Source organism: Rhizobium esperanzae, from assembly GCF_014197615.1.
Taxonomy (GTDB): domain Bacteria; phylum Pseudomonadota; class Alphaproteobacteria; order Rhizobiales; family Rhizobiaceae; genus Rhizobium; species Rhizobium esperanzae_A.
In genome coordinates, this window is the sequence record NZ_JACIFY010000008.1 from 87,031 (window position 1) to 104,300 (window position 17,270).

20 protein-coding genes are annotated in these 17,270 nt (G+C 61.9%); 13 read left to right on the top strand and 7 right to left on the bottom strand.

Annotated elements, in window-relative coordinates; all coding sequences use genetic code 11:
- Positions 1-19 precede the first annotated feature (19 nt).
- Together GGD57_RS12735 and GGD57_RS12740 are read right to left on the bottom strand one after the other, a co-directional pair.
- A complete protein-coding gene (locus tag GGD57_RS12735) occupies positions 20-1,306 on the bottom strand; it encodes an energy transducer TonB family protein (RefSeq protein WP_184470179.1) in 1,287 nt (428 codons plus the stop codon).
- A gap of 57 nt (positions 1,307-1,363) precedes the next feature.
- A complete protein-coding gene (locus tag GGD57_RS12740; protein WP_184470181.1) occupies positions 1,364-1,786 on the bottom strand; it encodes a hypothetical protein in 423 nt (140 codons plus the stop codon).
- A gap of 178 nt (positions 1,787-1,964) precedes the next feature.
- On the opposite strand from GGD57_RS12740, the gene hemP reads away from it, so the two are divergent.
- From hemP to GGD57_RS12775, 7 genes are all read left to right on the top strand, one after another.
- A complete protein-coding gene (hemP, locus tag GGD57_RS12745; RefSeq protein ID WP_184470183.1) occupies positions 1,965-2,147 on the top strand; it encodes a hemin uptake protein HemP in 183 nt (60 codons plus the stop codon).
- 8 nt (positions 2,148-2,155) lie between these two features.
- Positions 2,156-3,205, top strand: coding sequence for a hemin-degrading factor (locus GGD57_RS12750; RefSeq protein ID WP_184470185.1), 1,050 nt, complete (start codon positions 2,156-2,158; stop codon positions 3,203-3,205).
- Between the two features lie 11 nt (positions 3,206-3,216).
- Positions 3,217-4,146 carry a heme/hemin ABC transporter substrate-binding protein gene (locus GGD57_RS12755; RefSeq protein ID WP_184470187.1) on the top strand — a complete coding sequence of 310 codons (930 nt, stop codon included), beginning with the start codon at positions 3,217-3,219 and terminating at the stop codon, positions 4,144-4,146.
- Between the two features lie 2 nt (positions 4,147-4,148).
- Entirely contained in the window at positions 4,149-5,258 is a 1,110-nt protein-coding gene (locus GGD57_RS12760; protein ID WP_184470189.1) for a FecCD family ABC transporter permease, read from the top strand.
- 23 nt (positions 5,259-5,281) lie between these two features.
- Entirely contained in the window at positions 5,282-6,076 is a 795-nt protein-coding gene (locus tag GGD57_RS12765; protein ID WP_184470431.1) for a heme ABC transporter ATP-binding protein, read from the top strand.
- A gap of 148 nt (positions 6,077-6,224) precedes the next feature.
- The gene (locus GGD57_RS12770; RefSeq protein WP_184470191.1) at positions 6,225-6,569 is read left to right on the top strand and encodes a DUF883 family protein; all 345 of its coding nucleotides are present in this window, start codon (positions 6,225-6,227) and stop codon (positions 6,567-6,569) included.
- Positions 6,570-6,578: 9 nt separating this feature from the next.
- On the top strand, positions 6,579-6,977 hold the full coding sequence (locus GGD57_RS12775; RefSeq protein ID WP_184470193.1) for a hypothetical protein: 399 nt from the start codon (positions 6,579-6,581) through the stop codon (positions 6,975-6,977).
- A gap of 244 nt (positions 6,978-7,221) precedes the next feature.
- Here GGD57_RS12775 and GGD57_RS12780 read toward each other — a convergent pair whose 3' ends face one another.
- Together GGD57_RS12780 and GGD57_RS12785 are read right to left on the bottom strand one after the other, a co-directional pair.
- Positions 7,222-7,779, bottom strand: coding sequence for an RNA polymerase sigma factor (locus GGD57_RS12780; RefSeq protein ID WP_184470195.1), 558 nt, complete (start codon positions 7,777-7,779; stop codon positions 7,222-7,224).
- 10 nt (positions 7,780-7,789) lie between these two features.
- Entirely contained in the window at positions 7,790-7,996 is a 207-nt protein-coding gene (locus GGD57_RS12785) for a NepR family anti-sigma factor (protein ID WP_097613823.1), read from the bottom strand.
- Positions 7,997-8,249: 253 nt separating this feature from the next.
- Between GGD57_RS12785 and GGD57_RS12790 the strand changes: the two genes are divergently transcribed.
- From GGD57_RS12790 to GGD57_RS29185, 5 genes are all read left to right on the top strand, one after another.
- Positions 8,250-9,044 carry a response regulator gene (locus GGD57_RS12790; protein WP_003581798.1) on the top strand — a complete coding sequence of 265 codons (795 nt, stop codon included), beginning with the start codon at positions 8,250-8,252 and terminating at the stop codon, positions 9,042-9,044.
- Between the two features lie 193 nt (positions 9,045-9,237).
- Positions 9,238-10,233, top strand: a complete 996-nt coding sequence (locus GGD57_RS12795) for a sensor histidine kinase (RefSeq protein WP_184470433.1) — start codon at positions 9,238-9,240, stop codon at positions 10,231-10,233.
- Between the two features lie 403 nt (positions 10,234-10,636).
- Complete coding sequence (locus tag GGD57_RS12800; RefSeq protein ID WP_184470197.1) at positions 10,637-11,998, top strand: NAD(P)-dependent oxidoreductase; 1,362 nt, start codon at positions 10,637-10,639, stop codon at positions 11,996-11,998.
- A 15-nt stretch (positions 11,999-12,013) separates the two neighbouring features.
- Entirely contained in the window at positions 12,014-13,327 is a 1,314-nt protein-coding gene (gene preA, locus GGD57_RS12805; RefSeq protein ID WP_184470199.1) for an NAD-dependent dihydropyrimidine dehydrogenase subunit PreA, read from the top strand.
- A gap of 232 nt (positions 13,328-13,559) precedes the next feature.
- Positions 13,560-13,646: an SEC-C metal-binding domain-containing protein gene (locus tag GGD57_RS29185; protein ID WP_237351509.1), complete on the top strand. Its 87-nt coding sequence runs from the start codon at positions 13,560-13,562 to the stop codon at positions 13,644-13,646.
- A 94-nt stretch (positions 13,647-13,740) separates the two neighbouring features.
- Here the strand turns inward: GGD57_RS29185 and prfH are convergent, their stop codons facing one another.
- The 3 genes from prfH to ftrA all read right to left on the bottom strand — a co-directional run bounded on the left by prfH (position 13,741) and on the right by ftrA (position 16,768).
- A complete protein-coding gene (gene prfH, locus GGD57_RS12815) occupies positions 13,741-14,355 on the bottom strand; it encodes a peptide chain release factor H (protein WP_184470201.1) in 615 nt (204 codons plus the stop codon).
- A complete protein-coding gene (locus tag GGD57_RS12820; protein ID WP_246713639.1) occupies positions 14,342-15,532 on the bottom strand; it encodes an RNA ligase RtcB family protein in 1,191 nt (396 codons plus the stop codon). The genes prfH and GGD57_RS12820 overlap by 14 nt, the downstream gene beginning before the upstream one ends.
- Before the next feature lie 234 nt (positions 15,533-15,766).
- The gene (gene ftrA, locus GGD57_RS12825) at positions 15,767-16,768 is read right to left on the bottom strand and encodes a transcriptional regulator FtrA (protein WP_184470205.1); all 1,002 of its coding nucleotides are present in this window, start codon (positions 16,766-16,768) and stop codon (positions 15,767-15,769) included.
- Positions 16,769-16,838: 70 nt separating this feature from the next.
- Here ftrA and GGD57_RS12830 point away from each other — a divergent pair, with 70 nt between their 5' ends.
- The gene (locus GGD57_RS12830; RefSeq protein WP_184470207.1) at positions 16,839-17,249 is read left to right on the top strand and encodes a rhodanese-like domain-containing protein; all 411 of its coding nucleotides are present in this window, start codon (positions 16,839-16,841) and stop codon (positions 17,247-17,249) included.
- The last annotated feature ends 21 nt before the right edge of the window (positions 17,250-17,270 follow it).

The following is a 17,270-nucleotide window of genomic DNA, read 5'->3' on the forward strand; positions in this document are numbered from 1 at the left end:
GTTGATTGTTATTATCATATTATTGAACCTCGATCGCAACCGAGTTGAAATTCCTTCCATTCCCACCGGGCGTTGGGCCAAATGGTGCGGCGCGTCTGATAGCATTGACGGCAAGCTGATCGATTTCAGCAATGCCGGATCCGCCTACGACGCGAACGGAAGTCAGGCCGCCGCTGCCATTCACGGAAAAATTGACGACCACAGTTCCCTTGGCCCCACCGGGGCTTCTGATCGCACGTCGAATGCGACTGCGGACCTTCCCGTCATAATTGGCCAAGGCCGCAGTTCCGATTCCATTGTTGTTGCCGGCGGCGGGTGAATTACGATCGGATTGAACCGACCGATCGCCCTCGATAACGCCCCGCTCGGAATCCTGCTGGGCCTCGCCTTGCGAACCCGAGGTCTTTTTCGGCGGACGCTTTTTCTCCACCGGCTTCGGCTTTTCCTGCGTCACCACTTTCGGTTTGGGCTTCGGCGTCACGACTTCCTGCGGCACGTCCGGCTCCGGCTGCAGTTCGGCCGTCTCAACGGGCTTGACCTCCTCGGGTTCGACTGCGGCGACAGGAAGCGTCTCAGATGGTTGAACTTCCGGGGGCATCTCGTCAGCAGGCTTCTGCTCCTCGGGAACGACCGTCGACATTGGCTGTACGACAGCAGTTTCCGCTGGAGTTTCCGAAACGAAAACCTCCGGCTCGACCGCTGCCGCAGTCTCCGGCGAAACGCGCGTTACCTCTGGAGACGGGGCTTGCTGGATCGGATCCTGAGTTTCTGCGGGCGAGACTTCGGTCGGCTGGATTGTCTCCGGCTCTACCGCCTCTGGAATGATTTCTTCCTGTACTGTCACATCGGTCTCGCCGGCAGCGGTCTGGTCGACGTCGGCATTACCATACATGGCGACGCTGACGGCTTCGCCCGCCTCCTCGATTGCTTCTTCCGGGACGTACGGGAAGGCAACGATCAGCACTGCGGCCAGCGCGACATGAAAAAGGAACGAACCGACACACGTCAGCGCCACCCGCCGCCGCACTGGCTTCTGCTCGTCTTCCTGCTTCTCCACCGCCGCATCCATCGGCGGCGCAGCAGCGGGAGCGGCCGGTTCGGCTTCCGGATGGTCGGGAAAGGAAGAGATCTGCGCAAAACGCGTGTAGTGGATCACCGTCTCGCCGGCCGGCTGCCGCTGCGCATTTCGCAGTTCGGGAAGCTCGTGGCCGGGGTGCATACCGGGCATGTTGTCGTTCAGGCTGGTGTCGGCGCTCTCCTCCCCGATGAGCACCTGTCTCGATCTGGATTTCGCTGAAATCGCCATTCTTTACGCCTCGGACAGCCGGAAACATGTCCGCCGGGGTTCATCCCCGGCGTTTTCTCATCCCTCGAAGGGAACAGCGATCTGCGAGCGGGTGACGAGACCCTTCATGCATTCGCCGGCCGCCGGCCCGTCGCAGACCGGCGTGTCGTTGATGAGGACACGCGTCACGCTCTCGCATTTGACATTCGGCATGTCGAACTGGCGCACGCGTTTCTTGCCCTGCGGCAGGTCGCGGAAGTCGAGCACGGTGATACGGTCGACGGCATTCTTGTCGTTGAAGAAGGCAAGCTCGAAGGAGATCTTGTTGATCGGCGCCTGAAGATTGTTCTCGGCGACGAAGGTCATCATGCAGCCCTTTTGCGATGGCGCCAGAGCGTTGAGTTCGACATCCAGCTTGGCGCTCGCCGCATCCTGCGCTTGGGCTACGCCTGAAATCGCCATCATCATGCCGGCCGCAACAGCCGCAAACCTGACCGTCATAATCTTCTCCGCTATTGTGCGGACCGCCTTCAGGCGGCCTCAAATCAGCAATCTCAAAAACTTGACTACATTAGTCTCCTATTGCGTCTTTAAAAAACTATGAGTAAGAAAGTCAAGTTAATTGTCATCACAACCGGGGACCTCCGATCCCCCGGCCCCACGGAATTGCCAAACCGAAATGATGGTTGAAAAGCCAGATAACTTTAAGCACGTGCCGCTGCAGAGCGAGCCTGCGGCGCAGCACCCGATCGTCGAAAGCGCGGATCTTTTCCGCGGCTCGAACGAGATCATGATCAGACACGACGGCTTGGTCTATCGGCTGAAGATCACCCGTCAGGGCAAGCTCATTCTCAATAAGTAGGGTAAGACATGACCGAACAGACAAGACCGGCGCCATCAGAAATCCGTGCGTTTCGCGCCGAAAACCCAAAGATGCGCGAGCGCGATATCGCCGCCCGGCTGAAGATCTCCGAGGCAGCCCTCGTCGCCGCCGAAACCGGCATCAGCGTCACCCGCATCGACGGCAGCGCGCTGAAGTTTCTCGAACGTGTGGCCGGCCTTGGCGAAGTCATGGCGCTGTCGCGCAACGAAAGCGCCGTGCACGAAAAGATCGGCGTCTTCGAAAACATCAAGTCGGGCGTGCAGGCCGCAATCGTTCTCGGCGAGAATATCGACCTGCGTATCTTCCCGAGCCGCTGGGAACATGGGTTCGCCGTCTCCAAGAAGGATGGCGACCAGGTGCGCCTCAGCCTGCAATATTTCGACAAGGCGGGCACCGCCGTGCACAAGGTGCATCTGCGCCCGAATTCGAATGTCGAAGCCTATCATGCGATCGTCGCCGAGCTGAAACTCGAAGACCAGTCGCAGGAATTCGCCGAGGCCGAGGTCTCGAATGCCGCCGACGAAACCGCCGATGTCAGCCGCGACGAGCTACGCGACAATTGGAGCAAGCTCACCGATACCCACGAATTCTTCGGTATGCTGAAGCGCCTGAAGATCGGCCGTCAGGCTGCCATCCGCAGCGTCGGCGACGACTATGCCTGGAAGCTCGACGACACCGCGACGGCCGAGATGATGCATACCTCGGTGAAATCGGGGCTGCCGATCATGTGCTTCGTCGCCAATGACGGCATCGTCCAGATCCATTCCGGCCCGATCTTCAACGTCCAGTCGATGGGCCCGTGGATCAACATCATGGACCCGACCTTCCACCTGCATCTGCGCCAGGATCACATCGCCGAGACCTGGGCCGTGCGCAAGCCGACCAAGGACGGCCACGTCACCTCGCTGGAAGCTTACAATGCCCAAGGCGAGATGATCATCCAGTTCTTCGGCAAGCGGCAGGAGGGTGTCGGCGAACGTGCCGAATGGCGCGAGATCATCGAAAACCTGCCGCGGGCAGCAAGTGTCGCCGCATAAGGATCATAGCGATGACGATGCGTAACAATCTGCGCCGGATCCGCATTTGGGAATTGGTCCTGACGGCAGCCGTCATGGCATTGCCGCTGATCCCGACGGCGCCGGCGGTCAAAGGCTTCGCCTTCTCTAGCGCCGCCCATGCCGAGGAGAAGAAGCTCGATACCTCGCGCCTGGTTTCCGTCGGCGGCGACGTCACCGAGATCGTCTATGCGCTCGGCGAGGAAGGCCGGCTGATCGCCCGCGACACGACGAGCCTCTATCCGGAGGCGGCGTTGAAGCTGCCGAATGTCGGTTACATGCGCGCGCTGTCCCCGGAAGGCATCCTTGCCATGAACCCGACCGCAATCATCGCCGTCGAGGGTTCAGGGCCGCCGGAGGCGCTCACCGTACTCAAAAATGCCAGAGTGCCCTTCGAGATGGTGCCGAACGCCTTTACCCCAGACGGCATCATCGCCAAGATCGATCGTGTCGGCACGCTGCTTGGCGTGCCCGACAAGGCGAAGGCGCTCGAAGAAAAGGTCGCGGCCGATCTCGATGCGGCAATCGCCGATGCCGAAAAGCGCCCGGAAGCGGAGCGCAAGCGCGTTCTCTTCATCCTCAGCGCCCAGAACGGCCGGATCATGGCCTCGGGCACCGGCACGGCCGCCGATGGCATCGTCAAGCTCGCCGGCGCCGTCAATGCTGTCGGCGCATTCCCGGGCTACAAGCCGCTGACCGACGAGGCGATCATCGAGGCCAAGCCCGACATCATCCTGATGATGAACCGCGGCGATGGCGCCGGCACCAAGAACGAGGACCTGCTGGCTCAGCCCGCGATCGCGTTGACGCCGGCCGGCGAGAAGAACGCGATCATCCGCATGGACGGCGTCTACCTGCTCGGCTTCGGTCCGCGCACGGCCGCGGCCGCGCGTGACCTCAACACGGCGATCTACGGGGGCTGATCATGGCCCTGCCGCAAGCCATGCAACGAGGGCGACACGTCCCGATGGCAGACATCCGCGCAAGCCGGCAGGCAGGCGACAGAACCCGGCTCGCCTTGCTGGCGATCGCGCTGCTCTTCGCTGGCTCGATCTTCGCGATGCTGTTTTCGGTGACGATGGGCGCCTCGGATGCCTCTGTCCTCGACGTCATCGGCAATATGGCGGGCTCCGAGACGGCGCTCAGCACGCGCGACCGGATCATCATCTTCGATATCCGCCTGCCCCGCGCGATCCTCGGCTTTCTGATCGGCGCCTCACTGGCCGTCTCGGGCACGGTCATGCAAGGCCTGTTTCGCAACCCGCTTGCCGATCCCGGCCTCGTCGGCGTCTCCTCCGGCGCAAGCCTCGGCGCAGTCACCATATTCGTGCTCGGTGGTGGCCTTGCGGCCCCGCTCGCAGCGCTTCTCGGCATCTACGCCCTGCCGGCCGCCGCCTTCGGCGGCGGTCTCGTCACGACGCTGCTGCTCTACAGAATCGCCACCCGGCACGGCCAGACCTCGGTGGCGACGATGCTGCTTGCCGGCATTGCGCTCGGCGCGCTGGCGCTGGCGCTCACCGGCCTCTTGATCTACATGGCCAACGACCAGCAGCTGCGCGATCTGACCTTCTGGAGCATGGGTTCGCTGGCCGGCGCCACATGGACGAAGATCGCCGCCGCCGCCCCGATCATCCTGTTGTCCTTCGCGACCCTGCCCTTCATGGCCCGCGGCCTTAATGCCATCACGCTCGGCGAGGCCGCTGCCTTTCATATGGGCGTGCCGGTGCAGCGCCTGAAGAACGTCGCGATAACAGGCGTCGCGGCTGCGACCGGCGCCTCCGTCGCCGTCAGCGGCGGCATCGGTTTCGTCGGCATCGTCGTGCCGCATATCCTGCGCATGGCAATCGGCCCGGACCACCGCTTCCTGCTGCCGGCCGCAGCGCTGCTCGGCGGCTCGCTGCTGATCTTCGCCGATGTGCTCGCCCGCACCCTGGTCGCCCCTGCCGAGCTGCCGATCGGCATCATCACCGCGGCGGTCGGCGGCCCGTTCTTTCTATGGATCCTGCTGAAGCAGCGTTCGCGCCTGGCCCTCTGAGCAACCTTGTGAGTGACGTGCAGATGATCGAAGTGTCCGGCCTCTCCGTGCGCCTTTCCGGCAAGGCCATCATCAGCGACGTCGCCTTCACAGCAAAATCGGGTGAACTGACGGCGATCGCCGGACCGAACGGTTCCGGCAAGACGACGACGATGAAAGCCATATCAGGCGAACTCGCCTATGACGGCTCGGTGCGCATCGGCGGCAACGAGGTCAAAGGGCTGAAGCCCTGGCAGCTTGCCGCTATTCGCGGCGTGCTGCCGCAGGCAAGCACCATTTCCTTTCCCTTCACCGTGCGCGAGATCGTCCGCATGGGCCTGACATCGGGCCTCGACCCCAATCCCGACAAGGCCGAGCAGACGGCTGCCGCAGCCCTTGCCTCCGTCGATCTTTCCGGCTTCGAAGGCCGCTTCTACCAGGAACTCTCCGGTGGCGAGCAGCAGCGCGTGCAGCTTGCCCGCGTGCTCTGCCAGATCGCCGAACCCGTCGTCGACGGCAAGCCCTGCTGGCTGCTGCTCGACGAGCCGGTCTCGAGCCTCGACATCAGCCACCAGCTGACGATCATGACGCTTGCCCGCAATTTCTGCCAACGCGGCGGCGGCGTCATCGCCGTCATGCACGATCTCAACCTGACGGCGCTCTTTGCCGACCGCATCGTATTGATGAAATCCGGCCGCCTCGCCGCCGCCGGCAGTATCGGTGAAGTGCTGACCGACGAGATCATGCTGTCGGTGTTCGGCTGCGCCCTGCGCATCAACCAGGTGCCTGCCGACGGCACCCCCTTCGTGCTCGCCCACAGCGCCGTTTCCCGCTCCTGACCACCGCCCGTCGGAACTTTTGAGCGTCCGGCACGTTTTTGGCAGTGATCTGGGTCAATGCCGGGCGATATCATTCATGCAACGGACGGTGGTGACCCACGTGCGAACCAGGCGGGCTTGCGCGCGCCCCCAGCCAATGGAGACAGCCATGAGCTATTCTATCTTCCAGTCCGGCCGCAGCCGCCGCAATGGTACCTTCCACAATCTGGAATCCGGCATCGAGGAGCAGATCGAGGCGTTGCGCGACGAACTCGCGGAATTGACCCGCCTCGTCGGCAAGAACTCGCGCCACCAAGGCGACAAGATCCGCAGTCAGGCCGGCGCCGGTTATGAGGAACTGCTCGGCCGCAGCGAAGATCTGCTGCGCGAATTGCAGCACGGCTATGAGCGCGGCACGACGGAAATGCGCGCGACCGTACGCAAGCATCCGCTGGCAACGATCGGCGCCGCTGCCGCTTTCGGCCTGGCCATCGCCTTCCTCGCTCGGCGCTGAGGATGCGCGATGCTCTCGATCCTCAGCCTGCTGACGGGCGCAAGCGTGCACCGGACCGTTGCGCGCGCCAAGCGCAATAGCATCTTCATCGCACTTGCCGCGCTTTTTCTCCTCACCGCCTACGCACTGGCCGTCACCGCTGGCGCCATCTGGCTCGCCGGCATTTACGGCGCGTTCGCCGCCGTTCTGTTCCTGGCCGCGGGCGCGCTGGTGATCGCCATCATCGCACTGGTGGTGATGGCGGTCATGAATGCCCGCGACAAGCGTCGCGCCCGCGAACGCCGCGCGGCGCTGGAATCGATGGCGGCAGTGGGCCTCGGCCTTGTCCGCGCCCAGCCGCTGCTCACAGCGGGCATCCTGGCGGCCTTCGTTGCGGCCAATCTGGTGGGGTCCAAGCATGAGGATTGAGGGGCTCATTCGCTCCTCCTCGTTTGCCACGGAATGAGGAGCAGGGATTCCCTTCACTTGCCGGCGCAAAATCAGGACAGGACACTACCCCCACCCTCCCTCAGCTGTGCTCCGTCACAGGAATGAGGAAGAAGAGGCTGTGCCTCAAATTACCGTCCATCAGTGGCCGTTCTTCACGCACCCGTCAAACGGAGAAAGCCGGCGCCCTGAAGAGCAACCGACCTTCATCCCGAATAAAATTCTTTCAAAACGCAAAAGCCTTGGACGTCAGCGGCGCGGATGTCGCATCCGGCCCGAAATCGGCCTCGCCTGAAATCTGCAGCAATTCCTGCAGCCGTTGACGGGCGCGGTTGACGCGGCTTTTGATGGTGCCGACGGCGCAGCCGCAGATTTCGGCGGCTTCCTCATAGGAAAAGCCCGAGGCCCCGACGAGGATGATCGCCTCGCGCTGGTCCGGAGGCAGCTGGTCGAGCGCCTTCTTGAAGTCCTGCAGATCGAGCGCGCCGTATTGTGAAGGATGCATTGCCATCGATTCCGTGAACAGCCCGTCGCTGTCCTGGACCTCGCGGCCGCTCTTGCGCATCTGGCTGTAGAGTTCGTTGCGCAAGATGGTAAAGAGCCAGGCCTTCATATTGGTGCCCATCTCGAAATGATCCTGCTTGGCCCAGGCCTTCATGATGGTATCCTGCACCAGATCGTCGGCCCGGTCGTGCCGCCCGATCAGCGAAATGGCAAAAGCACGGAGACTTGGGAGGGCCGCCAGCAGTTCCCGCTTGAAGCTGGGTTGCGTTTTATCTTCCATGCCGATGATCCTATTCGGCCAGCTTGGCAGAAGCCATCATTTCAGCATGGTCAAGCTTTTCGAGAAGATCGAGAAAACGATCGGGAATCGCCTCCTCCTGCGCGGAGGCATACAGCGACCGCAGCCTGACGCCGATCTGATTGTTCGGGTCCAGGATATCGCTTGCCCGCAGCTCCAGCTTCCGCTGATCGGCTGCTTCTTTCTTGCGTGTAGTCATCAATTCGTCTTCTCGCCGGTTGTCTATTGGGGCGTGCATAGGATCAATCATGATTTCAACCATCGAAGCCGAGCCTTCGATTGTCGATGTCGCTGGCATTTCTTGTTTCATGGGTCAAAACGCTACGCCCTTTCTTCGTCGGCTGGAATAATGCTGCGCGACAAAAAAAGTTCCTGCGGTTCCGGAACTTTTTTAGCAAGGCGACGTTAACCGCTCATTGAAACCAAGACCGGCCTGCATACGGGAGCCCTGAATGACACTTTCCACTCGAATTGCGCCGCACCTTCCTTATCTGCGCCGCTATTCCCGCGCCCTTACCGGCACTCAGACTTCGGGCGACGCCTATGTCGCCGCCGTTCTTGAAGCCATCATCGCCGATCTCACGATTTTCCCGGATACGGCGAATGACCGGGTGGCACTCTACAAACTGTTTACGCAATTGTTTGGTTCCACCGCAGTCCAGATTCCAGAGCCGACATCGCCCTATGCCTGGGAACAGCGTGCCACGCTCAACCTTTCGAAGGTTTCACCGGGCGCCCGTCAGGCCTTCCTGCTCGCCTCCGTCGAGAATTTCCGCGTTGCCGAGATCGGCGAAATCCTGGAACTCGACGAACAGGACGTCATGCGCCTGCTCGACATGGCCTCGCAGGAGATTTCCCGTCAGGTTGCAACCGATATCATGATCATCGAGGACGAACCCCTGATCGCCATGGATATCGAGCAAATGGTGGAAAGCCTCGGCCATCGCGTCACCGGCATTGCCCGCACGCATGCCGAAGCGGTCGCGCTCTACAACAAGACGAAGCCGAGCATGGTGCTGGCCGACATCCAGCTTGCCGACGGCAGTTCCGGGATCGACGCGGTCAACGACATCCTCAAGACATCGAGCGTGCCGGTGATCTTCATCACCGCTTTCCCGGAAAGGCTTCTGACCGGCGAGCGCCCCGAACCGACTTTCCTTGTCACCAAGCCCTTCAATCCAGACATGGTCAAGGCACTGATCAGCCAAGCGCTTTTCTTCAACGAATCGACCAGAGTGGCCGCCTGAGACGCAATTCTTCGGCCTTCGGAACCAAATCGCGAAAACAGGCGTTCCGGTGCTACCGGGACGCTCCGGTGGCTTTAACGGTTTTTTGCAGCGCTTTGTTCTAGAGTTGACAGGCGAGGCCTTGAGGGCGCTCGCTTTCAGCGAAGTCCAAGATGTCACAAGGAAAGGCGGCCGAGTGAATAGGACTGAACCATTGTCCGGCGTGCCTTTTACCTTCGAAGGCAAAGCCGCAATGATGGAACGCGCGCTCGGCAGCGCCGGGATTTCGATCCTCTGCCAGGACGCCCGGCTTTCGATCTTCTACGCCGAAAATCTGCCGCCGCATTTCGCGGCACTCTTTATGCCCGGCGGCAGCGACGCCGCTCTTTTCGGCGATGCCCATGGGCAATATCTGACAGCGCTGAAACACAAGGTATTGGAAACCGGCATCCCGAACAATGCCGAGATCGAGATCGCCGTCGACGGTGAAACGCGCAGCTATGAATTGAAAATCCAGCGGACCGGTGAGCGCGGCACATACGGACTTCTGTCCGTCATGGCCGAGGTCACCGAAAGCCGGCATCGCGAAAAGGTGCTGAAATCGCTGTTGCGCGAACTTTCGCACCGCTCGAAAAACCTTCTCGCCATCATCCAGGGCATCGCCACGCAGACGGCGCGCAACACGCTTTCTCTCGACAGCTTCCTCGTCAAGTTTCGCGGGCGGTTGCAATCGCTTTCCAACTCGCAGGATTTGATCACGGATTCGAGTTGGCGCGGCGCCTATCTCTTCGAACTCGCCGAAAAACAGTTCGCCCCCTACTGGCCGGAAACATCAGGCTCGATGCCGATCTATGGCATCAATGCCCATCTGACCCCGAATGCTGCTGTGCATGTCGGGCTCGCCCTCCACGAACTCATCGTCAACTCCGCCTCCTACGGCGCCATATCAAGCGGCGGCGCCTCGATCACGCTGAATTGCCGGGAAGCCATGATCGGCGAGAGGAAGGCGATCGAGGTCGCCTGGGCAGAGGTGCTGCAAGATCAATCGGAAATCCACGAATTCAGCGACAACAGCTTCGGCCGCACCGTGCTGGAGCGTGTCGTGCCCTCCTCCGTCAACGGCAAGGCGGAGTTGAGCCTCGTTCCCGGCCGCATCGAATATCGTCTGACCATTCCGGAAACCGAATTCGAAATCTTCAAACGTGTGTGAAAGCCCCGAAACCCAAACAGAAAAACAGCCGGTGCGAGGGCGGCGCACCGGCTGTCTTCACTCACCGGGAGGGGACCGTGAGTACGTCCGGATAGTGGGTTGGGGGCGCGCATGTTGGGTCGATGCGATCACCATCCGGATATCGCAATAACGACGACATCGGACATTGGTTCCCGGCCGAATGAAAAAAATTCGACTTTTTTCAATCTTTTTTCGGATGCTCTTTCCCTCCCGCGCGCTCGGATGAATCCCCCAATCAAGCAGAAGAAATTAAGCATGCAAAAACAGTGACTTGCATAAATCAATTCCAGAACGAACCATCAAAATTTTACCGTTTGATAAATTTTTAAACCTGAGTTACGCTTTCCCTCACAGGCCGTTTACCAATAATGAGGGAACTTCAATGGAACGACTGGAAACCGGGATTCATGCCGGCCGGCTTTCGCCCGCCGAGTATGAGGCTAATTTTTCCGATCTTCATCCGCGCCTCGACAATCACGAGGCGCTGGTCGCCGCCGACCGCTGTTATTTCTGCTATGACGCGCCGTGCATGACGGCCTGTCCCACCTCGATCGACATTCCGCTCTTCATTCGCCAGATCTCGACCGGCAATCCGCTCGGCTCGGCAAAGACGATCTTCGATCAGAACATTCTCGGCGGCATGTGCGCCCGCGTCTGTCCGACCGAAGATCTCTGCGAGCAGGCCTGCGTGCGCAACACGGCCGAAGAGCGGCCCGTCGAAATCGGCCGCCTGCAGCGTTACGCGACCGACGCCGCCATGCAGGCTGGCAAACAGTTTTATGTCAGGTCCGAGGCGACAGGAAAGAACATCGCCGTCGTCGGCGCCGGCCCGGCTGGCCTTGCCGCCGCCCATCGCCTGGCAGTGAAGGGTCATTCCGTCACCGTCTACGACGCCCGGGAAAAATCCGGCGGCCTCAACGAATACGGGATCGCCACCTATAAGGCGGTCGACGATTTTGCTCAGAAGGAAGTCGATTACGTCATGTCGATCGGCGGCATCGAGGTTAAGCACGGCGCCCTTCTCGGCCGCGATTTTTCGCTTTCCGATCTGCAGGCGCAATATGACGCCGTCTTCCTCGGCATCGGCCTCGCCGGCGTCAACGCGCTGCGCATCGAAGGCGAGAACCTTGCCGGCGTCGACGACGCCGTCGATTTCATCGCCGCGCTTCGCCAGGCCGAAGACAAGGGCGACATCGCCATCGGGCGGCGCGTCGTCGTCCTTGGCGGCGGCATGACGGCGATCGACGCTGCCGTGCAGGCTAAACTGCTCGGCGCCGAGGAAGTGACGATCTGTTACCGCCGCGGCAAGGAGCACATGAACGCCTCCGAATACGAACAGGATCTCGCAAGCTCCAAGGGCGTGATCATCCGCCACTGGCTGGCGCCGAAATCGATTCTGTCGCAGGACGGCAAGGTCGCGGCGATCGAAGTGGAATATACCAAGCTTGTTGACGGCCGCCTTGTCGGCACCGGCGAGACGGGCGTGATCGCCGCCGATCAGATCTTCAAGGCGATCGGCCAGACCTTCGATGCCTCGGGCCTCGGTTCGCTGCGCATGGAGTCCGGCCGCATCGCTGTCGACACTGAAGGCCATACCTCGCTCGATGGCATCTGGGCCGGCGGCGACTGCGTCTTCGGCGGCGACGATCTCACGGTTTCCGCCGTCGCCCACGGCCGCGACGCGGCTGAATCCATCCATCGCACCCTGTCTGCAGCAGCCGCTCCGGCTGTCGCAGTTGCCTGAAGGGGAGAGAGAACAATGGCTGATCTCCGCAATAATTTCGTCGGCATCAAATCCCCGAACCCGTTCTGGCTGGCGTCGGCGCCGCCGACCGACAAGGCCTACAACGTAGAGCGCGCCTTCAAGGCCGGCTGGGGCGGCGTGGTCTGGAAGACGCTCGGCGAGGAAGGCCCACCCGTCGTCAACGTCAACGGCCCGCGCTACGGCGCGATTTTCGGCGCCGACCGCCGCCTGCTGGGCCTCAACAATATCGAACTCATCACCGACCGCGACCTCTACACAAACCTGCGTGAGATGAAGCAGGTCAAGATGAACTGGCCGGATCGGGCGCTGATCGCCTCGATCATGGTGCCCTGTGAGGAACAGGCCTGGAAGGCGATCCTGCCGCTCGTCGAAGAGACCAACGCCGATGGCATCGAGCTCAATTTCGGCTGTCCGCACGGCATGTCGGAGCGTGGCATGGGCTCGGCCGTCGGCCAGGTACCGGAATATATCGAAATGGTCGTGCGCTGGTGCAAGCAATACACCCGCATGCCCATCATCACCAAGTTGACGCCCAACATCACCGACGTTCGCCGTCCCGCCCGCGCCGCCAAGGCCGGCGGCACCGATGCCGTCTCGCTGATAAACACGATCAACTCGATCGTATCCGTCGATCTCGACAACTTCGCCCCCAACCCGACGGTCGGCGGCAAGGGCAGCCATGGCGGCTATTGCGGCCCGGCGGTCAAGCCGATCGCGCTCAACATGGTGGCCGAGATCGCCCGCGATCCCGAAACCTACGGCCTGCCGATCTCCGGCATCGGCGGCATCACCACCTGGCGGGACGCCGCCGAATTCCTCGTTCTCGGCGCCGGCAACGTCCAGGTCTGCACCGCGGCGATGACTTACGGCTTCAAGATCGTGCAGGAGATGATCACGGGCCTCTCCGACTGGATGGACGAAAAGGGCCACCGCAGCCTCGACGACATCACCGGCCGCGCCGTGCCCAACGTCACCGACTGGCAGTATCTGAACCTCAACTATATCGCCAAGGCCAAGATCGACCAGGACGCCTGCATCAAATGCGGCCGCTGCCACATCGCCTGCGAAGACACCTCGCACCAGGCGATCACCAACGTCGTCAACGGCCTGCGTCATTTCGAGGTGATCGAAGAAGAATGCGTCGGCTGCAATCTCTGCGTCAACGTCTGCCCGGTCGAGAACTGCATCACCATGGAACCGCTTGCCGCCGGCACCCTGGACAAACGCACCGGCCGCACCGTCGACCCGAACTACGCCAATTGGACGACGCACCCGAACAACCCGATGGCCCGCCAGGCGGCGGAGTGACCGGTTTGCAACGCCGCGGAGAAGATCGCTCCGCGGCGTTGCGCTGAACAGGCAATAATTCTATGGCCACCATGCTGCACGATCGCAGCGTGTAACGAAGAGGAGGCAGCCATGGCTCGCAAACACCTCACCGATCTCAGCTTTTGAGGTCACGTCGAAACGGCGTAAATCCTTCCCGTCCGAAACCCGGGTCAAGACCGGTTCGCAAACCGTTCACGGTGATGTCGAACTGATCGAAAAACTCGGCCGTAACGATCCCTGCCCCTGCGGTTCCAGGAGGCGGTTTCAAGAACTGCTGCCTGCAATCCGGCCGCTATGACGGGATCGAACGGGATCACTATTTTTAGAGACCGCGACTGAAAGTGGCGGCGCCCTTCGTCGGAGGGCGCCGTTTATTGCGGTGGCACCAACAGTCACAGCTTGAAAGTCTTGACCTCATTGCCTCGCTCGATGGTCCGGTTGGCAACGAAACGTCCGGATTTCGCCGCCTCCTGCTTTTCCGCCTCGACATGGCGCAACATTGCTTCAAGACGCCGGAGCGCCAGAGCTTTGTTGCGGTGCTGCGAGCGTTCGTCGCGCGCCGTCACCATGAGACCGGTCGGCCGATGCAGGATGCGCACCGCGCTGTCGGTCGTATTCTGGTGTTGCCCGCCGGGCCCGCCAGCCCGCAAAGTCTCGAAACGCAGGTCGGCGGGATCGATCGTCACTTCGCAGCCCTCAGTCCCGGCATCGATGCGTTGAACCGCAACGTACCAGTTCTGCCGTTTGTGACCGGGACGCGCCGGGCTCTTGAAGGTGAACCTGATCGTGCCGCAATAGGCGTTGGCAATCCGCTCCGCCTCAAGACCATCGAGGCTGACGACCGCGGACTTCGCACCGTGCCGATCCGGCATCGGGCCGAGGCTGGCCTCGAAAGAACAGCCAAGCCCGAGCGCCTCGCGTTCGAGAATGCCAAGAAGAGCTGTGAGCGCCATGCGGCACTCCACTGGACCGTTGCCCGACGTCACGAGAAGATCAATAGCGCTCATGGCCGCGCCCTCCTTGTCTGCGATATTCAGGCTTTCGCCGACGCTGCTCCACCTCCGCCCCGTCAGCCGCCTTCTTGAAGGTGACGAGTGGCCGCAAGCTGGCAAGCCCGCGGACCAGTCCCGCCTTTTCCAGATCGCTCACCACCTGCCCGGCATCCTTGTAGGCCGACGCCGCTTCTTCGATGACGAGAGCGCGATCGTCGCAGATGGCGATGCCGCCCCAGGAATTGCGCAGCAGCAGTTCGCGTTCGGACCGGTTACGGCCGACCCGTCCGTGCATGGTGGCGCGATCATATTTGCGACCGGCCCCATGAGAGATGCCGCCGAGCGAACGACCGACCTCAGCGCTCGCGACAACCATATGGCTAAGGCTGGCGCGAGATCCGGCAATCGGCGCAAGTTCGCCGGGTGCGACGGCCGCAGCACCCTTATAATGCACAAACCCGCGATCTGAACGACGAACGAGATTGTGCGGTATATCGGCGATCAGGCGCAGATCGGCACGAAGCGCCGCAGCGGCCCGCGCTGCGATCAGTCGCCGGTTCAGCGATGCCCAGGCGACACAGCGATCATGGCTCGCAAGCCAGGCAGCCCCCACCTCCGAACCGGGATCGAGGCCGGCGGCAAGTCCCGAATGAGCGGCCAGGGTCTGCGAGAAGACCGTCGCGCCAAGGGATCGTGAGCCGGAATGAACGAGCAGGTAAAGCCCCTGATCGTCAAGACCGGCGGCGTGCCCGCCCTCGGCAACATCTTCCACCGCCTGCAGCTCGCAGAAATGGTTGCCGCCGCCGATCGTGCCCAAGGCATCGGGCGCGAGATCGGTTGGCAGACCCATTTCGGCCAGCCATTCGCGTGCCTCTCCGATTGCCTGCGTTTCAAGCCGGCGCAGCCGCTCCGCCGCCTTATCGATCTTCAGTTTGCGCATCGCCAGATCGAGACCGAAGAGTGACATGCCGCAGCCGATATCGTTGCCGATCAGCAGCGGGTGCAGCCGGGACGACAGAAGCGCGACACCGGTCGCACCATATTTGCCGGGGTGCAGATCCGGAAAGGCGGCGATTTCCAGGACACCCGGCAGCCGCGACATTTCGTCGAGCTGGTCCAACGCAGCGCCTTCGATCCAGGCGGAACCGGAAAAGAAACGTTTGATGACCGCCGGATTCGACGCCGACGTCATCGGGGAGCTTCCGCTCCCGATAGAATTGCCCATGATAATGAACTCTGGATATGAGTGGTCTTTCATCGCCGGAAATGGCGATGTTCAACCGGCATGCATCAGCCATTGGCTGACTTAAGCCGAAACCCTCTCGGGGCGTGCGGAGATAGTCGTCATCGTGGCGCTCCCTTTATCCAGAACAATAGAGAGCGCCCGTTTAGGCGAAGTGGGACATAAATGCAAGCGTGAGGTGCCTTAGCTGCCGAACGATCGCCTGTAAGCGCTCGGGCTCGTGCCCAGCCGGCTGCGGAAATGGTGGCGCATCGTCGCCAGAGTGCCGAAGCCGCTTGATACTGCGATGTCGTCGAGCGAGACGGCAAGCTCCTTTTCGAGAAGGTCGCGGGCATGGCGCAGCCGCTCCTTCAGCAGCCATTCGCCGACGCTGAGACCCGTCGTCGCTTCGAAGCGGCGCTGGAAAGTGCGCATGCTCATGCCCGCTCTTTTCGCAAGCAGGCTGATCGGCTGCTCCTGCGAAAGGCTTTCGCGCATCCATTCGATCAATGGGCCGAGACGGATGCCTTCGCGCTCTTCAGGAACCGGGGCGCTGATGAACTGCGCCTGCCCGCCCTCGCGGTGCGGCGGCACGACGAGGCGGCGGGCGACACTGTTTGCGGCCCCCGAGCCGAAATCGCCGCGCACCACGTGCAGGCAGAGATCAATGCCGGCGGCACTACCGGCCGCCGTCAGCAGGCTGCCCTCGTCGATGTAGAGAACGCCGGCATCGAGCGCGATATCGGGATAACGAGCGGCGATCGAGGCGACATAGCGCCAATGTGTCGTCGCCCTGCGGTTGGTAAGCAGCCCGGATCCGGCCAGAACCGCAACGCCGGAACAAAGCGACATGATGCGCGCGCCGCGCTGATGGGCTGCCCGCAGCGCCTCGGCGAGCGGCTCGGGCACCGGTGCATCGATCGACCGCCAGCCGGGCACGACGATCAGATCCGCTTCATCAAGGATCTCCAGTCCCTTGTCGACCGCGACCGTCAACCCGCCGGCGGCGCGAAGCGGCCCCGGCTCGATGCCGCAGACCGAGAAGCGATACCAGCCTTCGCCCATCTCCGGGCGCGGCAGGCCGAAAACCTCATAGGCGATGCCGAACTCGAAGGTGCATAGCCCGTCATAGGCAAGCACCGCAACCAGCGGCCCTTTCGTCTGCTGTGGGAATACATTTGGCATGATCTTTACGCTGTCGGTCATGATGGCCAATTTCGCAAAGCTGTAGCATCGGCGATACCAGGCGGCAATTGCAACATGAAAGGAAAGACCGATGCCAAGCCCCGTCGCCGAAATCCCTGCTGCCGCGCCCGATATCGCCGCCGCTCATTATGCCGCCAAGCTCGCCTTCGAAACCGACTGCTCGGATGTCCATGCCGCCTTTGCCGGCGCCAAGGTCGATTTCATTCTCCTCGACGTGCGCACGCCGGCGCTGTTTGCGCAATCCCACGTGCCGGGCGCGATCAACCTGCCGCACGGCAAGATGACCGCTCACCGTATGTCGGAATGGGCAAAGGACACCCTTTTCGTCGTCTATTGCGCCGGTCCCCACTGCAACGGCGCCGACAAGGCCGCCCTGCGCCTGGCCAAGCTCGGCCTCACGGCCAAGCTGATGATCGGCGGCATGACCGGCTGGGCCGATGAGGGCTTGGCTTTCGAAAACGCGGTCGTGGCCGCCGAATAGGAAGGCGACGCCGGTTCCTCG

Coding starts and splice junctions, on each gene's coding strand:
- GGD57_RS12765 (WP_184470431.1), top strand. CDS start 5,282: ATGATCGAAGTGTCCGGCCTCTCCGTGCGCCTTTCCGGCAAGGCCATC.
- GGD57_RS12800 (WP_184470197.1), top strand. CDS start 10,637: ATGGAACGACTGGAAACCGGGATTCATGCCGGCCGGCTTTCGCCCGCC.
- GGD57_RS12785 (WP_097613823.1), bottom strand. CDS start 7,996: ATGACTACACGCAAGAAAGAAGCAGCCGATCAGCGGAAGCTGGAGCTG.
- GGD57_RS12760 (WP_184470189.1), top strand. CDS start 4,149: ATGGCCCTGCCGCAAGCCATGCAACGAGGGCGACACGTCCCGATGGCA.
- preA (WP_184470199.1), top strand. CDS start 12,014: ATGGCTGATCTCCGCAATAATTTCGTCGGCATCAAATCCCCGAACCCG.
- prfH (WP_184470201.1), bottom strand. CDS start 14,355: ATGAGCGCTATTGATCTTCTCGTGACGTCGGGCAACGGTCCAGTGGAG.
- GGD57_RS12830 (WP_184470207.1), top strand. CDS start 16,839: ATGCCAAGCCCCGTCGCCGAAATCCCTGCTGCCGCGCCCGATATCGCC.
- GGD57_RS12775 (WP_184470193.1), top strand. CDS start 6,579: ATGCTCTCGATCCTCAGCCTGCTGACGGGCGCAAGCGTGCACCGGACC.
- ftrA (WP_184470205.1), bottom strand. CDS start 16,768: ATGACCGACAGCGTAAAGATCATGCCAAATGTATTCCCACAGCAGACG.
- GGD57_RS12755 (WP_184470187.1), top strand. CDS start 3,217: ATGACGATGCGTAACAATCTGCGCCGGATCCGCATTTGGGAATTGGTC.
- GGD57_RS12735 (WP_184470179.1), bottom strand. CDS start 1,306: ATGGCGATTTCAGCGAAATCCAGATCGAGACAGGTGCTCATCGGGGAG.
- hemP (WP_184470183.1), top strand. CDS start 1,965: ATGATGGTTGAAAAGCCAGATAACTTTAAGCACGTGCCGCTGCAGAGC.
- GGD57_RS12780 (WP_184470195.1), bottom strand. CDS start 7,779: ATGGAAGATAAAACGCAACCCAGCTTCAAGCGGGAACTGCTGGCGGCC.
- GGD57_RS12820 (WP_246713639.1), bottom strand. CDS start 15,532: ATGACGTCGGCGTCGAATCCGGCGGTCATCAAACGTTTCTTTTCCGGT.
- GGD57_RS12770 (WP_184470191.1), top strand. CDS start 6,225: ATGAGCTATTCTATCTTCCAGTCCGGCCGCAGCCGCCGCAATGGTACC.
- GGD57_RS12790 (WP_003581798.1), top strand. CDS start 8,250: ATGACACTTTCCACTCGAATTGCGCCGCACCTTCCTTATCTGCGCCGC.
- GGD57_RS12750 (WP_184470185.1), top strand. CDS start 2,156: ATGACCGAACAGACAAGACCGGCGCCATCAGAAATCCGTGCGTTTCGC.
- GGD57_RS12740 (WP_184470181.1), bottom strand. CDS start 1,786: ATGACGGTCAGGTTTGCGGCTGTTGCGGCCGGCATGATGATGGCGATT.